This window comes from Psychrosphaera haliotis (genome assembly GCF_009728465.1).
Classification (GTDB): domain Bacteria; phylum Pseudomonadota; class Gammaproteobacteria; order Enterobacterales; family Alteromonadaceae; genus Psychrosphaera; species Psychrosphaera haliotis.
In genome coordinates, this window is sequence record NZ_WOCD01000003.1 from 296471 (window position 1) to 317178 (window position 20708).

The following is a 20708-nucleotide window of genomic DNA, read 5'->3' on the forward strand; positions in this document are numbered from 1 at the left end:
TATGCGCTTATTAGATATCCGAAACTTAAACATAGAATTACAAACTAACGACGAAGCGGTTCGAGCGGTGGAGTCTGCTAATTTTTCGATGAAAATGGGTGAAGTTAGTGGCCTTATCGGAGAGTCAGGGTCAGGTAAAAGTTTAATTGCAAAGGCCTTAGTAGGTGTATTAAACAACAGGTGGAATGTTTCAGCGGACCGTTTGCATTTTTTAGGTGAAGACCTTAATAAAATGTCTGATAGTGCACGACGAAAGATAATCAGTTCCAATATTTCCATGATCTACCAAGAGCCACGTCGATGCCTAGATCCTACCGCAGACATATTTTCCCAATTAGAGGAATCACTACCTGATAGCGACTATGCAGGTTGGTTTGGCGGTAACAAAGAACAGCGCGTTAAAAAGTGCAGCAACCTGCTCCATAAAGTAGGAATAAAAGACCACGTTGCTATTTTTAATAGCTACCCTCATATGTTATCAGAGGGTGTTTGCCAAAAAATCATGATTGCCATGGCCATTGCCAAAGCGCCAAAGTTGCTAATAGCTGATGAGCCTACAACCGCACTCGAAAGTAATACGTCTATGCAGGTAATAAAACTACTTAAAAGTTTGAACCAATTAAAAGATATGGCGGTTATTTTCATTACTCATAATCTAAATACGATTACGAGTTGGGCAGACACTATAAATGTTATGTACTGTGGTCAATTAATTGAAAGTGGGCCCACTAAAAAACTATTATCAGCGCCTAAACACCCTTATACAAAGGCCTTGTTTGATAGTGAAACCCGACTTTAGTAAAGTTGATATGCACAATAAGCAAAGGTTATATACGCTAAAAGGCACAATCCCTACATTGCAACATCTACCAGCTGGATGCCGACTCGGGCCACGCTGCCCTAATGCTCAAAAAGCCTGTGTTGTAATGCCAGAGCAGCAAAAAATAAAGCGTCAGCAGTTTCGATGTCATTACCCTTTAATAGAGGAAATAAAGTAAATGGAGTCCATTCCTCTATTTTCAGTCAGAGAAATTAAAAAGATTTACAAAGATAAATCAAATTGGTTTAAAAAAGGTCGTGTTGTAGAAATTGGCCCTGTTTCATTTGATTTACACCGCGGAGAAACACTCGCTATTGTTGGCGAAGCCGGTTCTGGTAAAAGTACGGTAGGCAGACTGCTTGCCGGTGCTGAGTTACCCGATGGTGGCAAATTATATTTAGGCGATGACGAAATTAATTGGAACGACTCTAAGTTTTTCTGTCAAAACATTAGGATGATTTTTCAAGACTCACAGAAGTCTCTAAATCCTACAGTTCGAATTGGGGACCAACTTGAACAACCGTTACTTTTTAATACGCGATTAAATAAAGAGCAACGATTAGAACGAATAAACAATGCTTTACGTAAGGTGGGCCTGTTGCCTGAACACGCTGGGTATTACCCTCATATGTTTTCTGGCGGACAAGCTCAAAGAATTGGAATTGCTCGAGCGCTAATTTTAGACCCTCAAGTCGTTATAATAGATGAAGCTCTAGCGCCATTAGACCCTTCACTAAGGGCTCAGGTTATAAATCTGCTTTTAGAGCTACAAGAGACATTACAACTAACATATGTGCTCATATCACACCAAATATCATTGGTTCGTTACCTGAGTGATAGAATTATGATCATGGACCAAGGAAAAATTATTGAAGCTGGTACCATAGATGACGTATTCGAAACGCCGAAGCATCCAAAAACTCAAAAGTTATTAAAGTCTCTGGATATGTAAATATTCAATAAACCCTAATCAGAACGGGTTAACTAAACCAAAAAAAGACTCCGTAGAGTCTTTTTTTATTTAGATACTTTCGTAATTACTCAATATCTGCGTTGTTCTTACTTGCTTCTATCAGCGCTTTAATTGCTTGCTGACCAACTACATTAAGCACTTGGTTTGCAACTGGCTCTTCAACAGCAGCAGGCTTAACATTAACTGAAGTTAGCGATACAACCGCAGCGTCACCATTCGACGTTTCTACTGTGCTTACTTCAGCTTGACCGTTTACTGGTTTTGCCAATTCAAATACAGCATCACGAATGTTCGCATTAACCGTTGCATCAAAGCGAGCAATGTCAGTGTTCTCTGTTACGACTACAGCATTGTCAGCTAGACTTGCAATTGATTCACCTGACTTAACTCTTTCCGCAAGCTCTAGCGCTTTTTGCGAAGCTAGCTCAGCGGCTTTTTCGCGTGTAAGTGCAGCTTCTATGCGGATCTTTATCTCTTCTAATTTCTGTATTCTTGCAGGCTGATTATCCGTTACACGAAGAACTAAAGAAGTAGTGTCACTAATTTCTATTAAGTCACTATTTAAGCCTTCACTGATAAACGTTTCATCAAATGCTTTTGATACTGGTATTTGAGAACCTAAAATACTTTGCAACTCGTTTGCTGTTTTAAGGTCTGTACTCTTAAGCTCTAGTCCAGCAACTTCTGCAGCATCTTCAAGTGTATCTGGAATTTCAAAGGCTAATTCAGACACTTTTGTTTGCGCTTCTATATACAGCTCATCGATTTTTAATTGTTGAAGTTGTGATGCTATCGTTTCTTTAACTTCTTCAAATGGAGTAGTTTCTGCTTTTACATAATCTGTTAATTTAACAATATGAAAACCAGACTCAGACTCAAACACATCAGAAATATCGCCAGCCTTTTCTAGTGACAATACCGCACTATCAAATGCGTCACCAAAAATACCTTTTTCAAACCATTCTAAGTCGCCGCCATTTTCTGCACTGAAGCTATCTTCAGAAAACGCTTTTACAACTGATTCAAAAGAGTCACCTGCATCTAGCTTAGCTTTTGCTTCTTCAATCTTTTGTTGGGCATTATCACCGGCTTCAACAAGAATGTGAGCGATTCGGCGTTGTTCTTGTTGTGTGAATTCAACAATATTTTGCTGGTAATATTCGTTTAGCTGTTCTTCATTAACATCTACTGCGTTTGCTAGTGCGTTTGCATCGATAAGTAAGTACTCAATAGCTACTTTGTCCGCAGTCTTATATGAAAACTTGTTGTTGTCGTAATAAGCTTGAATTTCTTCTTCAGTTAACTGAACACTCGCTTCTAATGTTTTGCTTGATACAAGTGCTTGCGAATATGTACGAGTTTGATTATTTAGAGATGCGTATTGCTCTTTTTCATGATCCAATACAAATTCAGATCCCATTAAAGAAGCTGTGTACTGAGAGCGCGTCATTTGTTGACGTAAGTAATCACGGAACTGTAAAGGCGTAAAACCAGCTTGACGAAGAAGCGCTAAGTATACTTCGTTATCAAATTGACCATTACGTTGAAACTCTGGCATTTCAACAATCGTTGTCTTTATTTGTTCGTCGCTTACACGAATACCAAGGTCTTTGGCTTGTTGACGTTGTAACTCTTCAACAACTAGACGGTCTAAGATGCCGGCTTTAAAATTAGCAACGTAGCTTTCGTCAGCCATTAGTTGCTCAACTACATCACCAAATTGTTGCTTCATGCGGTTACGTTCATTTTGGAACGCTTCCTCTAATGCAGTTTGTGTGATTTCGACACCGTTTACTGACTTAACGGCAGTATCAGCTTTACTATTGATGTAGCTACCGATGCCACTGATGGCAAAAGTTAGTATCACCAAGCCAAGAATAACTTTGGCTGCGATTCCTTGAGAACCTTCTCTAATTCTATCTAGCATTATTACTTCTCTTTGCTGAGTTTGAAATTGGTTTGTAAAAAAAAACGCATCTTAACAGATGCGCTTTAATGCTTGAACTTTTTTATTGGCGGAACGGACGAGACTCGAACTCGCGACCCCCGGCGTGACAGGCCGGTATTCTAACCAACTGAACTACCGCTCCCCATCAAAAAGTTTTAATTAGTTACACGCGTCTTTAAGCGCTTTGCCCGCTTTAAATGCTGGAACTTTTGCAGCTGCAATTTCAATCGTCGCACCAGTTTGTGGGTTACGACCTGTGCGTGCTGCACGGTCACGTACTGAAAAAGTACCGAAACCAACTAGAGCAACTGAGTCGCCATCTTTAAGAGCGCCTGTTACAGACTCGATGAATGAGTCTAATGCGCGGCCAGCAGAAGCCTTTGATACGTCAGCACCTTCAGCAATTTTTTCGATTAATTGAGACTTGTTCACAATTTCATCCCCTATATTGTTTTTATATTTATTAGAGCCCTTATTATTTTTATTAGGCTCATTTTCATTCCGTTTATATAAACGTTCGAAATTAATTTTTATTAGCGAAGGTAGGCTAACCAACCCTCCTAGCACCAATAAACTAGCACAGTCGGAGGTTTTGAAAAGCCTTTTTTTTGATTTTTACAAAAAAACCTTCACTTATGCGCAATTTTCCGTCGAAATACGCTCAATTGGCTGACTTAATGCGACATCTAGCACTTCATCAATCCACTTAACGGGTTTAATAGTTAAGTCTTTCTTCACGTTTTCTGGTATCTCTTCCAAATCTCTTTCATTTTCATGCGGTATTAGAACAGTTTTGATACCGCCACGATGGGCCGCAAGAAGCTTTTCTTTTAAACCACCAATGGCTAGAACTTCACCACGTAAAGTGATTTCACCAGTCATTGCCACGTCAGCTTTAACCGGGTTACCCGTTAAGCTAGAAACAAGAGCCGTTACCATACCAATACCAGCACTTGGACCATCTTTTGGCGTCGCTCCTTCAGGCACGTGCACATGAATGTCACGTTTTTCAGAGAAGTCAGCGTTTATTCTCAAACCCTCTGCGCGGCTTTTCACCACAGTCATAGCAGCTTGAATTGACTCTTTCATTACATCGCCTAACGAGCCTGTATAAACCAGTTTACCTTTACCTGGTACCGTCGCACACTCAATTGTCAGTAAGTCACCGCCAACCTGAGTCCACGCCAAACCAGTAACTTGACCAATACGGTCATCTTCATCTGCTTTGCCGTAATCATAACGACGCACACCAGAATACTCTGATAGGTTATCCCCATTAACAACAACACTCTTAGTATCTTTGTTAGTTAGGATTTGAGTAACTACCTTACGACAAATTTTTGATATCTCTCGTTCTAAACTACGAACACCCGCTTCTCTTGTGTAATAACGAACAATATCAATTATTGCACTGTCTTCTAGCGTTAGTTCGCTATCCTTAAGGCCGTTTCGTTTAATTTGCTTACTGATAAGATGTTGATTTGCAATATTAAGCTTTTCATCTTCTGTATAACCCGCCAGACGAATAACTTCCATACGGTCTAATAAAGGACCTGGAATATCCATGCTGTTTGACGTCGCAACAAACATTATGTCTGACAAGTCATAATCAACTTCTAAGTAGTGATCGTTAAATGCAGCATTTTGTTCAGGGTCTAATACTTCTAATAACGCCGACGATGGGTCGCCACGCATGTCAGAGCTCATTTTGTCTATTTCATCCAATAGGAATAATGGGTTTTTAACACCAACCTTACTCATCTTTTGAATTATTTTGCCTGGCATTGAACCAATGTAGGTTCTGCGATGGCCTCTAATTTCTGCTTCATCACGAACACCACCTAGCGCCATACGAACGTATTTACGTCCTGTTGCTTTTGCAATTGATTGGCCTAGTGAAGTTTTACCAACACCTGGAGGTCCCACTAGACAAAGAATAGGCCCTTTTAATTTACTGGTTCTTTGTTGAACGGCTAGATACTCTAAAATACGCTCTTTTACTTTATCTAAACCAAAGTGATCAGAGTCTAAAACGTCCTGCGCTTTATTTAAGTCTTTCTTAACTTTGCTGCGCTTTTTCCATGGAACGCCTGTCATCCAATCTATATAGCCACGAACAACTGTTGCTTCCGCTGACATAGCAGACATCATTTTTAACTTTTTAAGTTCTGCACGTGTCTTCTGTTCAGCTTCTTCCGGCATACCGGCTTCAGAAATTTTCACTTCTAAAGCTTCAAATTCATCAACGCCCTCTTCCGATTCACCCAATTCTTTTTGAATCGCTTTCATTTGCTCATTCAAATAGTATTCGCGCTGACTTTTTTCCATTTGTTTTTTAACCCGGCTACGGATTTTCTTTTCTACTTGAAGTAGATCAATTTCACCTTCCATAAGCGCCATTAAGTATTCTAAACGCGCATGAACGTCTTCAATTTCTAAGGCTTTCTGTTTTTCTTCAACTTTTAATGGCATATGAGATGCCATGGTATCGGCTAACCTATCAGCATCATCAATACCTGTTACCGAAGTTAATACTTCCGGAGGTATTTTTTTGTTAAGTTTTATGTAGCCTTCAAACTGGTTTATTGCTGATCTAATTAAAACTTCTTCTTCGCGTTCGTCAGCCATTGCAATAGCAATTGGCTCAACTTCTGCCTCAAAAAAGTCACTGGTTTCCGTAAACTGCAATATTTTGCCGCGAACATTACCTTCAACTAACACTTTTACTGTACCGTCAGGTAGTTTCAATAATTGAAGAATGGTTGCTACCGTGCCTACTTTATACATGTCTTTAGGCTTAGGATCGTCATTGGCTGGGTCAAGTTGCGCAACTAAAAATATCTTCTTATCCTTTTCCATTGCCTGTTCTAGACATGCAATAGACTTTTCCCGACCAACAAATAGGGGAATAACCATGTGGGGATAAACAACAACATCCCTTAATGCTAGCACTGGAATGTTTGAAAGTTCTGCGTCATGCGTCATATTAATGAGTTCTCTGCATTCTATAAGTAATAATTAAGTATATGGGGCGACTGATAAAAAGTTCAATTGTTGAAAGCAAAAAAGGAGCCAAATGACTCCTTTTTATAGACGATTGATTAATTATCACTCAGGCAATGCTTGGCTCTTTTGATTATCGTAAATCAAAATAGGATCTGACTGTCCAGCAATGACCGATTCGTCAATAACAACTTTAGAAACATCTTCCATAGAAGGTAGTTCATACATGGTATCTAGCAAGGTTGCTTCAATAATTGAACGCAAACCACGAGCACCTGTTTTTCTATCCATTGCTTTAGCAGCTATAGCTTTTAAAGCATCTTCTCGAAATTCTAGTTCCGTACCTTCTAAATCAAACAATGCACCATACTGTTTTGTAAGCGCATTTTTAGGTTCGCTTAGTATTTGTACGAGCGCATCCAAATCTAGTTCACCTAAAGTTGCAACAACTGGTAGACGGCCAATAAATTCTGGAATTAATCCATATTTAACGAGATCTTCTGGTTCTACATTTTGGAAATGCTCTGTTAGTGTCGTTTCATCTTTACTCGACTTAACTTCTGCACCAAAACCAATTGCAGTACCCGTTTCTGAGCGAGCACTAACTACTTTATCTAGACCAGCGAATGCACCACCACAGATAAATAGAATCTTAGACGTATCAACTTGCAAAAACTCTTGTTGAGGGTGTTTGCGTCCACCTTGCGGAGGAATTGATGCAACTGTGCCTTCAATTAATTTCAATAGCGCTTGTTGTACACCTTCACCTGATACGTCTCTAGTAATAGAAGGATTATCAGATTTACGCGATATTTTGTCTATTTCATCAATGTAAACGATACCGCGTTGTGCTTTCTCAACATCGTAGTCACATTTTTGTAGAAGTTTCTGAATAATGTTTTCAACATCTTCACCAACATAACCGGCTTCAGTCAACGTTGTTGCATCAGCCATGGTAAATGGTACATCTAAGAATCGAGCTAACGTTTCCGCTAACAATGTTTTACCACTACCCGTTGGGCCGATAAGCAATATATTACTTTTACCAAGTTCAACGCCGTCACTGTTACCTGACTCTGCATTACGTAAACGCTTATAATGATTATAAACAGCAACACTTAATACTTTTTTAGCGTGTTTCTGTCCGATAACGTAATCATCTAAGTGGTTACAAATATCTCTTGGTGTCGGCAATGAGTCTGCATCTCTTTTTGGAGAGATTTCTTTAATTTCTTCGCGAATGATGTCATTGCATAAATCAACGCACTCATCACAAACATATACAGAAGGACCCGCAATTAGTTTTTTAACTTCATGCTGGCTCTTGCCGCAAAATGAACAATACAGTAGCTTACTGTCATTTTCTGTAGGTTCTGACATAGAGTCACCTCACTTTGCTAGCTTGACTAACCTAAGGTTAGTCAATAATTTCGTATTAACCCAGTAGGTTAACCAATAAACTTACTTTAAATCTCTGCGCGTAAGAATTGAGTCAATTAAGCCATATTCTAGTGCGTCTTCTGGCGTTAAGAAATTATCACGATCTGTGTCTTTAGCCACTTTTTCAATGTCTTGACCAGAGTGCTCAGCCATTAAACGATTTAGTTTTTCTTTAATATATAAAATTTCTTTAGCGTGAATTTCAAAATCAGAAGCTTGACCTTGGAAACCACCTAACGGTTGGTGGATCATGACACGTGAATTAGGTAAACAGTGACGTTTGCCTTTAGCACCACCTGATAATAAAAATGCGCCCATACTTGCAGCTTGACCCATACATACTGTCGCAATATCAGGCTTGATAAAGTTCATCGTATCGTAAATAGATAAACCAGCACTAACCGAACCACCTGGAGAGTTGATATAAAGGTAAATGTCTTTATCTGGGTTTTCTGACTCTAAAAACAAAAGCTGAGCACAGATCAAATTAGCCATTTGATCTTCAACTTGGCCTGTTAAGAAAATGACACGTTCTTTTAAAAGACGTGAAAAAATATCATAAGAACGTTCGCCTTTGGACGTTTGCTCAACGACCATTGGAACTAATGCATTGCTTGGTTCTTCAAACCCAGCTGCCACATTACTATTGTGGTTAATCATAAAACTTCCTTAAACAAAAATGGCTCGACATACTTTATGTATATCGAGCCATTAAATCCTTTATTCAACCCTTAAGTCAATGCGATTTTTAATTATGCTTGCTTAGGGTTCATAATTTCGTCAAAGCTGAATGATTTATCTTCAACTTTGGCTTTCTCAAGTAACATTTCAATTGCTTGATCTTCTGTCGCTAAGTTACGGATATTTTCCATTAACTTCTCGTCACCGTAGTAGTGGTTAACTACTTCTGAAGGATCTTCATAAGCTGATGCTTGAGTTTCAATGATTTCTTTTACTTTTGCATCGTCAGCTTTGATGTCGTTTGTACGAATGAATTCGCCAAGTAATAAACCTGTGCGTACACGGTCTTTCGCTTGTTGTTCAAACAACTCAGCAGGAAGCTCAGGCATGTTGCTCGCGTCCATTTGGCCGCCAAAACGTTGCATAGCTTGTTGACGTAAAGCATTTACTTCTTGGTCAACTAACGCTTTAGGAACTTCTAGTTCGTGAGCTTCTAATAAACCTTTAATAGCTTGCTCTTTAACTTTAGCTTTAAGCGCTTGGCCTAATTCGCGAGTCATGTTGTTTTTAACTTCAGCTTTAAGTGCGTCAACGCCGCCCTCTTCAATGCCAACTTAGTTACAAAATCATCATTAAGCTCTGGTAATTCTTGAGCTTCGATTTTGTTGATAGTTACTGCGAACTCAGCTTCTTTACCTTTAAGGTTTTCTGCATGGTATTCTTCAGGGAATGTAACGTTAACTGTTACTTCTTCGCCTGCTTTTTTACCCATGATGCCGTCTTCAAAACCAGGGATCATACGACCTTGACCTAGTTCTAAATCAAAACCTTCAGCTTTTCCGCCTTCAAACTCTTCACCGTCAATTTTACCGATGAAATCGATATTTGCACGATGACCTTCCGCAGCAGCTGCGTCAGTTTCTGTCCAAGAAGCTTGTTGCTTCTGCAATGTAACCATCATGTTGTCTAGGTCAGCGTCTGTTACTTCAGCAACTGGACGTTCAACAGAGATTTTTCAACATTGTCTAAAGCAACTTCTGGGTATACTTCAAACGTCGCAGTGAATTCTAAGTCTTCACCACGTTTCATATTCTTTGGCTCAAAGAAAGGCGCGCCCGCTGGGTTTACTTTCTCTTGGATGATGCCTTGGATGTAGTTTTGTTGCATCTGTTCTTGAGCAACTTCTACAAATACTGACTGACCGTAGCGCTTCTCTAGAACTGAAACTGGAACTTTGCCTTTACGGAAACCATCGATGCGAGTTGTTTTACCAACTTCACGTAAACGTGCTTTAACTTGAGTTTCAACTGCATCAGCTGGAACAGTGATAGTAATTTTACGCTCTAAACCTTGAGTCGTTTCTAAAGAAACTTGCATGTTCTACCTCAATTAATAAATTTGTGGCCAATACGAAAATCTCGGGCCCAATATTTTTGTTCTTAAAATGACGCGGCATTATAGCTGTGTCTTATTGAATCGTCCACGCAAAAGGGACCAAAATGGGATAAATAATGTGCACTTAGGAGAGAAATTTGATTTTTTTTGAATTTGTAACGGAAATAACAATGATAATAATGGTCGGTGTTGCAGGATTCGAACCTGCGACCCCTTCGACCCAAACGAAGTGCGCTACCAAGCTGCGCTAAACACCGACAATATTATATAAGTAGATAATGGTGCGGAAGGAGAGACTTGAACTCTCACACCTTGCGATACTGGAACCTAAATCCAGCGCGTCTACCAATTCCGCCACTCCCGCAAAAAGATGGGGTGACTGATGGGACTTGAACCCACGACAACCGGAATCACAATCCGGGGCTCTACCAACTGAGCTACAATCACCGCAATATAGACTTGTCAACGAAACAATGGCGCACCCGGTAGGATTCGAACCTACGACCGACGCCTTAGAAGGGCGTTGCTCTATCCAGCTGAGCTACGGGCGCATAACCTACGGGCTACTTCCTCAAAACAAAAAATGGTCGGTGTTGCAGGATTCGAACCTGCGACCCCTTCGACCCAAACGAAGTGCGCTACCAAGCTGCGCTAAACACCGATTTTCGTTTCGAGAACTTGTTGCCTCGTGACAGGGCGGCATATTACGGACAACCCCCAATTCAGTCAAATACTTTTTTAAAGAATTTATACTGTTTGGTGATTTTTAACCCAACTTGCTATTGTTTCGTTCAATACGGGCTAGTTTAGTATAAAAAACCACCCATTTCATAATTAAGTTTTTAATTTATTTTCATTAACCACGTTATTATCAATGAGTTTTTTTCACCAAAGGTTTACAATTACCCTGCAAAATTAACTTCTACTTATAAGAGTGTTCAATGACTGCCAGACTAATTGATGGTAAAGCCATCGCGCAAACCGTTCGAGATAAAGTAAAAACAGGTGTTAGTGCCCGATTAAAAGCAAACCGACGAGCTCCAGGACTTGCAGTAGTGCTTGTGGGTCAAGATCCCGCCTCTCAAGTTTACGTTGGGAATAAGAAAAAAGCCTGTGAAGAAGTAGGTCTTACCTCTAAGTCTTTTGACTTACCATCTACAACCACTGAGCAAGAGCTGCTTACATTAATTGATGAGTTAAATTCAGATAATGAAATAGATGGCATATTGGTTCAGCTTCCTTTACCTCATGGTTTAAACCCAGAGCGTATATTAGAGCGCATTCATCCTCACAAAGACGTTGATGGCTTTCATCCTTATAACATAGGTCGTCTTGCACAACGCGTCCCTGCCCTTCGTCCTTGTACGCCTAAAGGTATCATGACCCTGTTAGACAACACTCATGTTTTTTATAAAGGTAAACACGCCGTTATAGTTGGGGCATCAAATATTGTTGGTCGTCCAATGTCATTGGAGCTTTTACTAGCGGGATGTACAACAACAGTGTGTCACAAGTTTACCCAAGACCTTGAAGCTCAAGTTCGTCAAGCTGATATTTTAGTTGTTGCAGTGGGTAAACCTGAGTTTATTCCTGGCGATTGGGTTAAGCCTGGCGCAATTGTAATCGATGTAGGTATAAACCGATTAGCCGATGGTCGTCTTGTTGGGGACATTCAATTTGATGAAGCATTTCAGCGTGCCTCTTGGATTACACCTGTTCCTGGTGGCGTAGGCCCAATGACGGTTGCATCTTTAGTAGAAAATACACTTGAAGCCTGTGAAAAGTTTCATAGCTAATGTTCGTTTAAGAGGTAATAAACCTATTACATCGAGCTTTGTGTTTTAGGTTTCTGTTTTAGTTTTGTGTTACCTCCGAACTTTCATTACAAAAAAAGCCAGCTAAATGCTGGCTTTTTGATTTTAGTAACTGACTAAGTAAAGAGTTTAGTAACGGAAACTAGTTTTCTTCGTTATGCATTTCCAAACCATTTTCTAATGGTTCAGACAATTTACCTTTCGCATTATCTTTTCTTGTACTTTCTAATGACTCTAAATACGCTTGGTCAATATCTTTAGTAACATAGTCGCCATCAAATACTGAAGTTTCAAAGGACTCAATGCCAGGATTCTGTTCCTTCACTGCAGATTCTAAATCTTCGAGTGACTGATAAATTAATTCATCTGCACCAATAAGTGCCGCAACTTCGTCAACTTCACGACCATAAGCAATAAGCTCATTTGGCGAAGGCATATCAATACCATATACATTTGGAAAGCGAATTTCTGGCGCTGCTGAGGCAAAAAATACCTTTTTCGCACCTGCATCTCTAGCCATTTCTATAATTTGCTCTGAAGTTGTACCGCGTACAATGGAGTCATCCACTAGCAAAACATTTTTGCCTTTAAACTCTTCGCCAATAGCATTTAGTTTTCTTCGTACAGATTTTTTACGCTGCGCTTGGCCAGGCATGATAAACGTACGGCCTACATAACGGTTTTTAACGAACCCTTGACGGTAAGGCAAATCTAATTCATGCGCAATTTGCAAAGCAATGTCACAACTCGTTTCAGGAATTGGAATAACCACATCAATATCCAATTCTGACCATTCTTTTTTAATTTTACGACCTAAGTATGTCCCCATTTTTACGCGTGATGCATAAACAGAAATATCATTTAGTTTTGAGTCTGGACGAGCAAAATAAACATACTCAAAAATACAAGGAACACATTTAGGGTTAGGGAAACATTGCTGAGTAAACAACTCCCCAGCTTCCGTAATGTAAACAGCTTCACCAGGAGCAACGTCTCTTACCAACTTAAAGCCATCGATGTCCAAGGCAACGCTTTCAGACGCAACCATGTATTCAACACCTTTATCAGTTTCTCGCTCGCCTAATACAAGAGGTCGAATACCGTTCGGATCCCTAAACGCCAACATACCGTGGCCAATAATTACGGCAACAACAGCATAAGCACCACGAACATTTTGATGTAATCGTTTAACAGCAGAGAACATATTGTCTGCCGTTAGCTCCATAAGCTTAGACTCACAAAGTTCATGAGCTAAGATATTCAGCAAAAGTTCAGAGTCTGAAGTTGTATTAATATGACGACGAGCTTCTTTGAATAAGTGCGCTCGTAATTCAGTCGCGTTGGTTAAGTTGCCATTGTGGGCTAATGAGATGCCAAAAGGAGAGTTTACATAAAATGGCTGAGCTTCTGCAGAGCTTGAGCTGCCGGCCGTAGGGTAACGAACGTGACCTATACCCATGTTTCCTTGTAAACGCTGCATATGGCGTTCTTGGAAGACGTCACGGACTAAACCGTTGGCTTTACGAAGTCTAAATTTCCCTTCATCAATGGTCACTATGCCAGCTGCATCTTGACCTCTGTGTTGAAGGACAGTCAGTCCATCATAAATAATTTGATTAACCGGTTCTTTGCCAACTATTCCAACAATACCACACATGATACGTTCTCCATCAAGGTTGTGTAGAGAGTAAACTTGAGTTTTCTTTTAACAATTCAAAAAACCATTCAACGATAAAGGCGAATTCAGGTATGAGAATTGAGTTTTGCCACCAAAGCGAGTCACTCGAGGGCGTCAGTGTATCTAAAAAGAGTAATGTAGCTGCAACGATAAGCGCACCTCTTAGGCCGCCAAATATCATTCCAAGCATTTTATCTGTGCCGGTTAAACCGGTAAATTGGACTATTTCAGAGAGTATATGATTAACCATCGCACCTAGAATAAGTGTGATAATAAAGAGAATAGCAATGGCAGAGCCATTTCGAACCATTTCTTTTTCGATGCCGGTTAAGTAAGAAGCTAGATACGGGTAAAATTGGCTGGCCACAAAAAAGGCCCCGACCCAAACAGCCAGAGACACTGACTCTTTCACGAAACCTCGCACCAAACTAACCAATGATGAGATCGCAATAATTGCAATAATTGCGTAATCAATCCATACCATAAAAAACAACTTTTCCACGGGTAATTTTCGGCGCGAAGTCTACCAGAACCAGTTTAGTCAGGCTACTAATTTCTAGTATCAAAACGTGTAATCTTACCGACTAAACCATTTATTTCTTTTATTTTAAGCTGGGTTTTCACAAGTATATCTTTGTCTTGTTCTGGCCCAACATACACTTTAGACAATACCCCAGCTTGTGTTTTCACCGGCTTTGTATAAGTCTCAATACCTGCTTTACGAAGCGTTTCGCGCAGTGTCACCACATTTTCTTTATGTTTAAAACTTCCAAGTTGTAATATCCACATTGGTTTCTGAAAGTCGTCTTGTATTTTTGTCGTTATTTCTGCTTTAACGTCTTCGCTTTGGGTTTTAACTTCTGTTGATGCATTGCTATCTGGGGCAATAATATTTGTTGCCGCAACATTGTTATCATCAGCTTCCGTTTCGTTTGCATTTTCATTCGCTATTGTAGTGCTGGCACTGTTATCAGAAATAGTTTCATCTACAGCAATTTCGTCGCTGTCTGATGGAATGTTAGCAATGGCTTCTTCAACAAGATCAACCGGAAACTTACTTTCACTAGGTTCTTGTTCAAACGCAGGTTTAGCAGGTATTTTTTTAAAGTCCGCTTTAGTTGCTTCCTTTTTGCCATCTAACAAGTCAGGTAAAAATACGACCCCAGCAATAACTACTATTAACATTCCCAATAGTCGTTGTTTTATCATGTCTGTCACAGTGACCTCTTTTCTTTGTTATTATTCTTTAAAATATCACACACAGTGTAAAATGATCCGAACCCAAGTAAAAGCTCTTCCTCTTGTTGTTCGAGCTTAGCTTGAGCCCAAGCTGATCCTACGCTGGAATAGACTGAAACATTTTTTGCACCTAGATCTTCTAGCACGGCTTGAATTGATTCCGCTTTTGCGGCTCTCGGATTAGCCTCTAGCTCTCCAATATGCCAATGTGAAACGCTTTTTACCATAATCGCTAGCGTCTCTTTAATATCTTTATCCTTCATCATAGCGACAACCGCATGAATACCATTTATATGTTTAAAAGCATCATTGGAAGCTAAAGTATCGCTTAAATATGCTATCGCATGCGGGTTGTGTGCAACGTCCACCATTTGTAGAGGTTTGCTACAAAGTATTTGCATACGCCCTGGCAACGAGAAGTTTTTGATTACTTTATTTAATAGGCCTTCCGTTAACTCTATATTCAATTCGATTAGAGTTTGAATGGCAGTGGCTATATTTTGTCTCGGCACAAAGTTGGAATTTAACTGCTCAAATACCACCTGTCCTGATTTAAACTGCCAAGTTTTTGGGCACTCTAGCACTGAAGAGAAAGTGAAATCACGGCCACTCCACAAAGTCGTCTTGACCTTTAGGTTTGCAGCTTGTTGTTCAATGGTCAATGGTGGACTTTGCTCACCTATGATTGCGGTATTATTGGCTTTAAATATCCCGGCCTTTTCAAACGCTATTTTCTCTAATGTATTTCCCAGCCAATCAATGTGGTCAAGCCCGATACTTGTAATAACAGATATATCTTGTTGTAGAATATTCGTTGAGTCTAAACGGCCACCTAAACCAACCTCTACCAGAACAAAATCTAATTTATGCTGTTGAAACAATTTAAACGCGGCAAGGGTAGAAAACTCAAAGTAAGTTAACGACGTATTACCTTTGTGCTGCTCTACAAAGTCAAAAGCGCTAATGTGGTCAGAATCTGCTAATAACTCGCCGTTTACGCGCACTCTTTCATTATATGTAAACAAATGGGGGGAGCTGAACACACCAACTGAATAACCTAGTTCAATTAAGGCTAGTTCTATAAAGCGTATGGTCGTTCCTTTGCCGTTCGTACCAGCAACTAACACCGTCTTACCTGCATTGAGGTGGTTAAGCTTTGCTTTATCGGCAACGGATTGAATTCGAGATAACCCTAATTCTATTTCTGTAGGGTGTTGTTGCTCTAAATAAAAAAGCCAGTCATTAAGAGACTGGCTTTGAAAGATTTCATTACTCATTTAAGCGGTTCTGTGTTCTTTTTCCAGTGACGGTAGTTTACACATTTTTGCGAACAATCGTGCAACTGTATTTCGCATTTCTCTGCGATCTACAATCATGTCTATTGCACCATGCTCTAGTAAAAATTCACTTCTTTGGAAACCTTCTGGAAGTTTCTCTCTTACTGTTTGCTCTATAACTCGAGGGCCAGCAAACCCGATCAACGCTTTAGGCTCACCAATATTTACGTCACCGAGCATTGCTAAACTTGCCGAAACACCGCCCATTGTTGGGTCTGTTAATACTGAGATAAATGGTAAACCTTTTTCACTCAATTTAGCCAACGCAGCACTTGTTTTTGCCATTTGCATTAATGAGAACAAGGCTTCTTGCATTCTAGCGCCACCAGACGCAGAAAAACAAACTAGTGGAATATTTTCATTTATACAAACATTTACCGCTTGCACAAACTTCTCTCCAACCACCGTCGCCATTGAACCACCCATATAGGCAAATTCAAATGATGCCGCAACACAAGGAACGCCTTTTACTCGCCCCTTAAGGACAATCATTGCGTCTTTTTCTTTAGTTTGCTTTTGCGCGGCTGAAATTCGGTCTTTATACTTTTTTGTATCTCTAAATGATAGAACGTCTTGAGGCTCAAGGTCTGCCGCTATTTCGGTTTTTTCACCCGCGTCTAAAAACAGCTCTAAACGTTTACGACCAGTTAAGCGCATATGATGATCACATTTAGGGCAAACGCCCTGCTCTTTTTCTAAGTCGTTTTTATATAGAATAGCGTCACAGCTAGTGCACTTAGTCCAAACACCCTCAGGGATGTTTCGCTTTGTAGAGGTATTTGTCTTTGGTAGAATTTTTTCTATCCAGCTCATTTCATTACTGCCCTATAAAAATTGTCCGCAATATTCTTCTTAATGAAAAATCTGGGGCTATTAAAACACAACCTTTATATAAAAACTCGCTTAAACTGGTCTTATTTGTTTGTAAATAGAATAAAAAACAAACAAAACCAACTCGATATTTAAAGAAAAAGAGGCCCTAGCTTAGATGTTGGTAGGTTAAATTCTTCTGGGTAATCAACATCGATTAAATATAGGCCATTTGGTTTAGCTGTTTCTGCCGCTTGTGTTCTGTCTTTTTTAGCCAAAACCTCCGCCATCCACTCTACTGGTTTGTCGCCCTTGCCAACAGCAATTAGACTACCCGCAATATTTCTAACCATATGATGAACAAACGCATTCGCTTTTATGTCTATAACAATATAACTGCCTTTACGAGTGACATTTACAAAGTGAACAAATCGATTTGGGGAATTTGATTGGCACTGTGCTGCACGAAACGAAGAGAAGTCATTTTCGCCCAACAGACACTGTGCCGCTTGTTGCATATCGTCTGCATTAAGTGGCATGTGATAGTGGCTCAACCCTTTATTTAAAATACCAGGTCTTAGCTTTTCATTATAAATAACATATTTGTAACGTCTAGCCGTTGCAGAAAAACGCGCATGAAAGTCATCAGGTACTTCTTTCATCCATGTAACCGCGATTGCGTCAGGTAGGTTAGCATTGATGCCCATGGTCCAGCCGCGTTCTCCACGAACAGACTCAGTGTCAAAATGAACAACCTGACCAGTGCCATGAACACCGGCATCAGTTCGACCAGCGCAAAATACATCAACTTTATGATTGGCAACTTGTGTTAACGCAGCTTCAAGGCACTCTTGAACAGTGGCTACATCTCTTTGTCTCTGCCAGCCAAAAAATTGTGCCCCATCGTACTCTATACCTAACGCTATTCGCATATTTGTTGCCCTAAAAATAAAAAACGCAGAATTATAAAAAATCTGCGTTGATTATACTATGAATTGTTATTTGGTTTTAATCATTTAATTCATCGAGTAATGACTGAGCCTGCTCTTTTGCTTCAGGATTATCGCTTTTCGCTATCTTATCTAATATTAATTTAGCGTTTTCTACGTCGTCCATCTCAATATATGTTTTAGCTAAGTCCAGTTGCGACGCCATGCCACCAGCTTCTTTATCAACATCCACCGAGCCTCGACTAGATGACAGCTCGTCAAAGTCATCTAAGCCAACATCAATATCAAGATCATCCGGCAAGTCATCGTCATCACCGTCGTCAAGATCATCCATTAAGTTATCAACACTTAAGAAGTCTTCGTTAAGCTCTGACAGTAGCTCTTCGTCTAACTCGGCATCTTCTGATATCACATCATCATTTTCTAATAATGTGCTTTCCGCTGATTCGATATTTTGTGACTCACTGTCTACGTCACTTTCAAAGTTTTCATCTGATAACTCAGCTAACAATTGGTCAAAGTCGGCTTGCTCTAATTCGTCTATTTCAAACGCTTGATCTGACTCAATGTTTTCATCTTGCTCTTTATCTTTATTATCTAAATCATCTGACTCATCTTCTACCGACTCACCAATAACCGTGTCACCATCTGCTAAAAGACTATTAATGTCACTTTCATCAAAACTCGCATTAATTAAATCATCGTCTAACAAGTCTTGAGCTAATTGATCTTCATCAGCCAATAAGTTTGCAATATCGTCTTCACCAAAATCACTTGGATCTAAGTCTACACCTTCGGCTAAATCGTCACCAAGCTCATCAATACTGACATCATCCAAAGACTCTTCAGTTTCTTCAGTTTCTTCAGTTTCTTCAGTTTCTTCAGTTTCTTCAGTTTCTTCAGTTTCTTCAGTTTCTTCAAATAAGTCTATGCTGTCATTGTTTAACAACTCGTCATCAATAACATCGTTTAATTGTGGTATTTCATTATCTTCGGCTTCAAGCTCTTCTTCTGCTGCTTCGTCATCCATTTCCAATTCAGGATATTCATCCAGCTCGGTGCTAGGCTCAACGTCTGCGATAGGATGGTCTTCTTCTGACTCATCCGCAGCTAAATCCACTTCTTCATGTGAAGTATCTTCCAAAAACTCATGTTCAGGATCAGCCTCTGGTTCAGCTTCCACTTCTGGTTCAGCTTCAACTTCTGGCTCAGCGTCAACTTCTGGTTCAGCTTCCACTTCTGGCTCAGCTTCCACCTCTGGTTCAGCTTCCACTTCTGGTTCAGCTTCCACTTCTGGCTCAGCGCCAATTTCTGGTTCAGCTGCGTCATCAATTAAAGAGTCTATATCGAAGTCGTCATCGTCTTCAGTCTCTAATTCTACTTCTGGCTCAGCTTCCACTTCTGGCTCAGCTTCCACTTCTGCTTTTGCTTCAACTTCTGGTTCTGCTTCAACTTCTGGCTCAGCGTCAACTTCTGGTTCAGCTTCCACTTCTGGCTCAGCTTCAACTTCTGACTCAGCTTCCACTTCTGGCTCAGCTTCCACCTCTGGTTCAGCTTCCACCTCTGGTTCAGCTTCCACTTCTGGCTCAGCTGCGTCATCAATTAACGAATCTATATCGAAGTCATCGTCGTCTTCAGGTTTTGCTTCTACTTCCGGCTCAGATTCTATTTCTGGTTCAACTTCAGCTTCTGGCTCAGCTGCGTCATCAATTAACGAATCTATATCGAAGTCATCGTCGTCTTCAGGTTCTGCTTTTGCTTCTGAATCATCAGCGCCATCAATAAGAGCATCAATATCAAAATCGTCGTCATCTAACTCAACACTATCCGCGGATGAAGCATCTGAAACTCCATCAATCAATGAGTCAATGTCAAAGTCATCGTCTTCTAATTCTATTTCTTCTTCGGCAGAGTCTTCTTGCTCCGCAGGTTCTTCAGCCTTTGGCGTTTCATCGATTAGCGAATCAATGTCAAAGTCATCATCGTCAGCAGCATCCGTTTGCTCATCAATTTCTTCCGTTGATCCCGCTTCGTCAATTAACGAGTCAATATCAAAGTCATCGTCGTCTAGGCCAAGCTCGTCATCTAAATCATTAACACCAGTATCCATATCATCATCTGGCGGCGCGGTTTCATCCGTATCATCTGCCGGAAGGCTTTCATTAATTTCAGCCACAATATCGTCAGCATCTAATTCACTGGTTAAATCGTCACCAATATCATCTACTGCTGGTTCATCATCCATATCTAGCAGAGCATCTATATCATCCGCTTGAACGATTGCTTGGTCATCGTCATCCGCTAAATCAATCTCTTCCAATTCTGAACCATCATCTAAAAGCTGATCATCGGCTATAGAGTCATCAAAAGCGGAATCATCTGAGAGTAACTCATCGTCGTCTAATGGCAGATCATCCAACGAGTCATCATCTAATGGAACGTCATCTAGTAGGTCGTCTTCCATATCTAGAGAGTCTAAATCATCATCCAATCCAGATAAGTCATCACTAAATGGGTCTAGTGAATCTAAACTGTCATCAACATCTAAGTCTGCACTAACATCCATTGCTTCAGAATGGTTAAAATTTGAATCCATTGGAGCAGCTAAAGGAGAGTTTAA

The 20708-nt window shown here is 40.1% G+C and carries 14 protein-coding genes, 6 tRNA genes and 2 pseudogenes; 3 read left to right on the top strand and 19 right to left on the bottom strand.

Features of this window, described 5'->3' with window-relative positions:
* Position 1 precedes the first annotated feature (1 nt).
* A pseudogene (locus GNP35_RS06190) lies at positions 2-998 on the top strand (oligopeptide/dipeptide ABC transporter ATP-binding protein).
* A complete protein-coding gene (locus GNP35_RS06195) occupies positions 999-1772 on the top strand; it encodes an ATP-binding cassette domain-containing protein (protein WP_155695309.1) in 774 nt (257 codons plus the stop codon).
* Positions 1773-1857: 85 nt separating this feature from the next.
* Here the strand turns inward: GNP35_RS06195 and GNP35_RS06200 are convergent, their stop codons facing one another.
* The 12 genes and pseudogenes from GNP35_RS06200 to GNP35_RS06255 all read right to left on the bottom strand — a co-directional run bounded on the left by GNP35_RS06200 (position 1858) and on the right by GNP35_RS06255 (position 10921).
* Positions 1858-3720: a SurA N-terminal domain-containing protein gene (locus GNP35_RS06200; RefSeq protein ID WP_155695310.1), complete on the bottom strand. Its 1863-nt coding sequence runs from the start codon at positions 3718-3720 to the stop codon at positions 1858-1860.
* Between the two features lie 86 nt (positions 3721-3806).
* Positions 3807-3883: transfer RNA gene (locus tag GNP35_RS06205), tRNA-Asp, on the bottom strand.
* A 17-nt stretch (positions 3884-3900) separates the two neighbouring features.
* On the bottom strand, positions 3901-4308 hold the full coding sequence (locus GNP35_RS06210) for an HU family DNA-binding protein (protein ID WP_330997730.1): 408 nt from the start codon (positions 4306-4308) through the stop codon (positions 3901-3903).
* A gap of 66 nt (positions 4309-4374) precedes the next feature.
* Positions 4375-6726 (bottom strand): endopeptidase La, encoded by a 2352-nt coding sequence (gene lon / locus GNP35_RS06215; RefSeq protein ID WP_155695311.1) that lies wholly within the window; start codon positions 6724-6726, stop codon positions 4375-4377.
* A 123-nt stretch (positions 6727-6849) separates the two neighbouring features.
* Positions 6850-8124: an ATP-dependent protease ATP-binding subunit ClpX gene (gene clpX, locus GNP35_RS06220; protein ID WP_155695312.1), complete on the bottom strand. Its 1275-nt coding sequence runs from the start codon at positions 8122-8124 to the stop codon at positions 6850-6852.
* 81 nt (positions 8125-8205) lie between these two features.
* On the bottom strand, positions 8206-8844 hold the full coding sequence (gene clpP / locus GNP35_RS06225) for an ATP-dependent Clp endopeptidase proteolytic subunit ClpP (protein ID WP_155695313.1): 639 nt from the start codon (positions 8842-8844) through the stop codon (positions 8206-8208).
* 92 nt (positions 8845-8936) lie between these two features.
* Positions 8937-10242, bottom strand: a pseudogene (gene tig / locus GNP35_RS06230) (trigger factor).
* Positions 10243-10440: 198 nt separating this feature from the next.
* Positions 10441-10517, bottom strand: a tRNA-Pro gene (locus GNP35_RS06235).
* 22 nt (positions 10518-10539) lie between these two features.
* Positions 10540-10624 (bottom strand) — tRNA-Leu (locus GNP35_RS06240).
* Between the two features lie 7 nt (positions 10625-10631).
* Positions 10632-10707: transfer RNA gene (locus GNP35_RS06245), tRNA-His, on the bottom strand.
* Positions 10708-10734: 27 nt separating this feature from the next.
* Positions 10735-10811 (bottom strand) — tRNA-Arg (locus GNP35_RS06250).
* A 33-nt stretch (positions 10812-10844) separates the two neighbouring features.
* Positions 10845-10921 (bottom strand) — tRNA-Pro (locus tag GNP35_RS06255).
* A gap of 280 nt (positions 10922-11201) precedes the next feature.
* Here GNP35_RS06255 and folD point away from each other — a divergent pair.
* The gene (gene folD, locus GNP35_RS06260; RefSeq protein WP_155695314.1) at positions 11202-12056 is read left to right on the top strand and encodes a bifunctional methylenetetrahydrofolate dehydrogenase/methenyltetrahydrofolate cyclohydrolase FolD; all 855 of its coding nucleotides are present in this window, start codon (positions 11202-11204) and stop codon (positions 12054-12056) included.
* Positions 12057-12216: 160 nt separating this feature from the next.
* Here folD and purF read toward each other — a convergent pair whose 3' ends face one another.
* From purF to GNP35_RS16615, 7 genes are all read right to left on the bottom strand, one after another.
* The gene (purF, locus tag GNP35_RS06265) at positions 12217-13731 is read right to left on the bottom strand and encodes an amidophosphoribosyltransferase (protein ID WP_155695315.1); all 1515 of its coding nucleotides are present in this window, start codon (positions 13729-13731) and stop codon (positions 12217-12219) included.
* Between the two features lie 13 nt (positions 13732-13744).
* Positions 13745-14236 (bottom strand): CvpA family protein, encoded by a 492-nt coding sequence (locus tag GNP35_RS06270; protein ID WP_155695316.1) that lies wholly within the window; start codon positions 14234-14236, stop codon positions 13745-13747.
* A 65-nt stretch (positions 14237-14301) separates the two neighbouring features.
* Positions 14302-14961 (bottom strand): SPOR domain-containing protein, encoded by a 660-nt coding sequence (locus GNP35_RS06275; RefSeq protein WP_230961374.1) that lies wholly within the window; start codon positions 14959-14961, stop codon positions 14302-14304.
* A 5-nt stretch (positions 14962-14966) separates the two neighbouring features.
* Positions 14967-16268, bottom strand: coding sequence for a bifunctional tetrahydrofolate synthase/dihydrofolate synthase (gene folC / locus GNP35_RS06280; RefSeq protein ID WP_155695318.1), 1302 nt, complete (start codon positions 16266-16268; stop codon positions 14967-14969).
* Entirely contained in the window at positions 16269-17141 is an 873-nt protein-coding gene (gene accD / locus GNP35_RS06285; protein WP_155695319.1) for an acetyl-CoA carboxylase, carboxyltransferase subunit beta, read from the bottom strand. It lies immediately after the preceding gene.
* Between the two features lie 149 nt (positions 17142-17290).
* Positions 17291-18070, bottom strand: coding sequence for a tRNA pseudouridine(38-40) synthase TruA (gene truA / locus GNP35_RS06290; RefSeq protein ID WP_155695320.1), 780 nt, complete (start codon positions 18068-18070; stop codon positions 17291-17293).
* A gap of 76 nt (positions 18071-18146) precedes the next feature.
* Positions 18147-20684, bottom strand: a complete 2538-nt coding sequence (locus GNP35_RS16615; RefSeq protein ID WP_155695321.1) for a FimV/HubP family polar landmark protein — start codon at positions 20682-20684, stop codon at positions 18147-18149.
* Between the last annotated feature and the right edge of the window lie 24 nt (positions 20685-20708).

Coding starts and splice junctions, on each gene's coding strand:
- GNP35_RS06195 (WP_155695309.1), top strand. CDS start 999: ATGGAGTCCATTCCTCTATTTTCAGTCAGAGAAATTAAAAAGATTTAC.
- GNP35_RS06200 (WP_155695310.1), bottom strand. CDS start 3,720: ATGCTAGATAGAATTAGAGAAGGTTCTCAAGGAATCGCAGCCAAAGTT.
- lon (WP_155695311.1), bottom strand. CDS start 6,726: ATGACGCATGACGCAGAACTTTCAAACATTCCAGTGCTAGCATTAAGG.
- clpX (WP_155695312.1), bottom strand. CDS start 8,124: ATGTCAGAACCTACAGAAAATGACAGTAAGCTACTGTATTGTTCATTT.
- clpP (WP_155695313.1), bottom strand. CDS start 8,844: ATGATTAACCACAATAGTAATGTGGCAGCTGGGTTTGAAGAACCAAGC.
- folD (WP_155695314.1), top strand. CDS start 11,202: ATGACTGCCAGACTAATTGATGGTAAAGCCATCGCGCAAACCGTTCGA.
- purF (WP_155695315.1), bottom strand. CDS start 13,731: ATGTGTGGTATTGTTGGAATAGTTGGCAAAGAACCGGTTAATCAAATT.
- GNP35_RS06270 (WP_155695316.1), bottom strand. CDS start 14,236: ATGGTATGGATTGATTACGCAATTATTGCAATTATTGCGATCTCATCA.
- GNP35_RS06275 (WP_230961374.1), bottom strand. CDS start 14,961: ATGATAAAACAACGACTATTGGGAATGTTAATAGTAGTTATTGCTGGG.
- folC (WP_155695318.1), bottom strand. CDS start 16,268: ATGAGTAATGAAATCTTTCAAAGCCAGTCTCTTAATGACTGGCTTTTT.
- accD (WP_155695319.1), bottom strand. CDS start 17,141: ATGAGCTGGATAGAAAAAATTCTACCAAAGACAAATACCTCTACAAAG.
- truA (WP_155695320.1), bottom strand. CDS start 18,070: ATGCGAATAGCGTTAGGTATAGAGTACGATGGGGCACAATTTTTTGGC.
- GNP35_RS16615 (WP_155695321.1), bottom strand. CDS start 20,684: ATGGATTCAAATTTTAACCATTCTGAAGCAATGGATGTTAGTGCAGAC.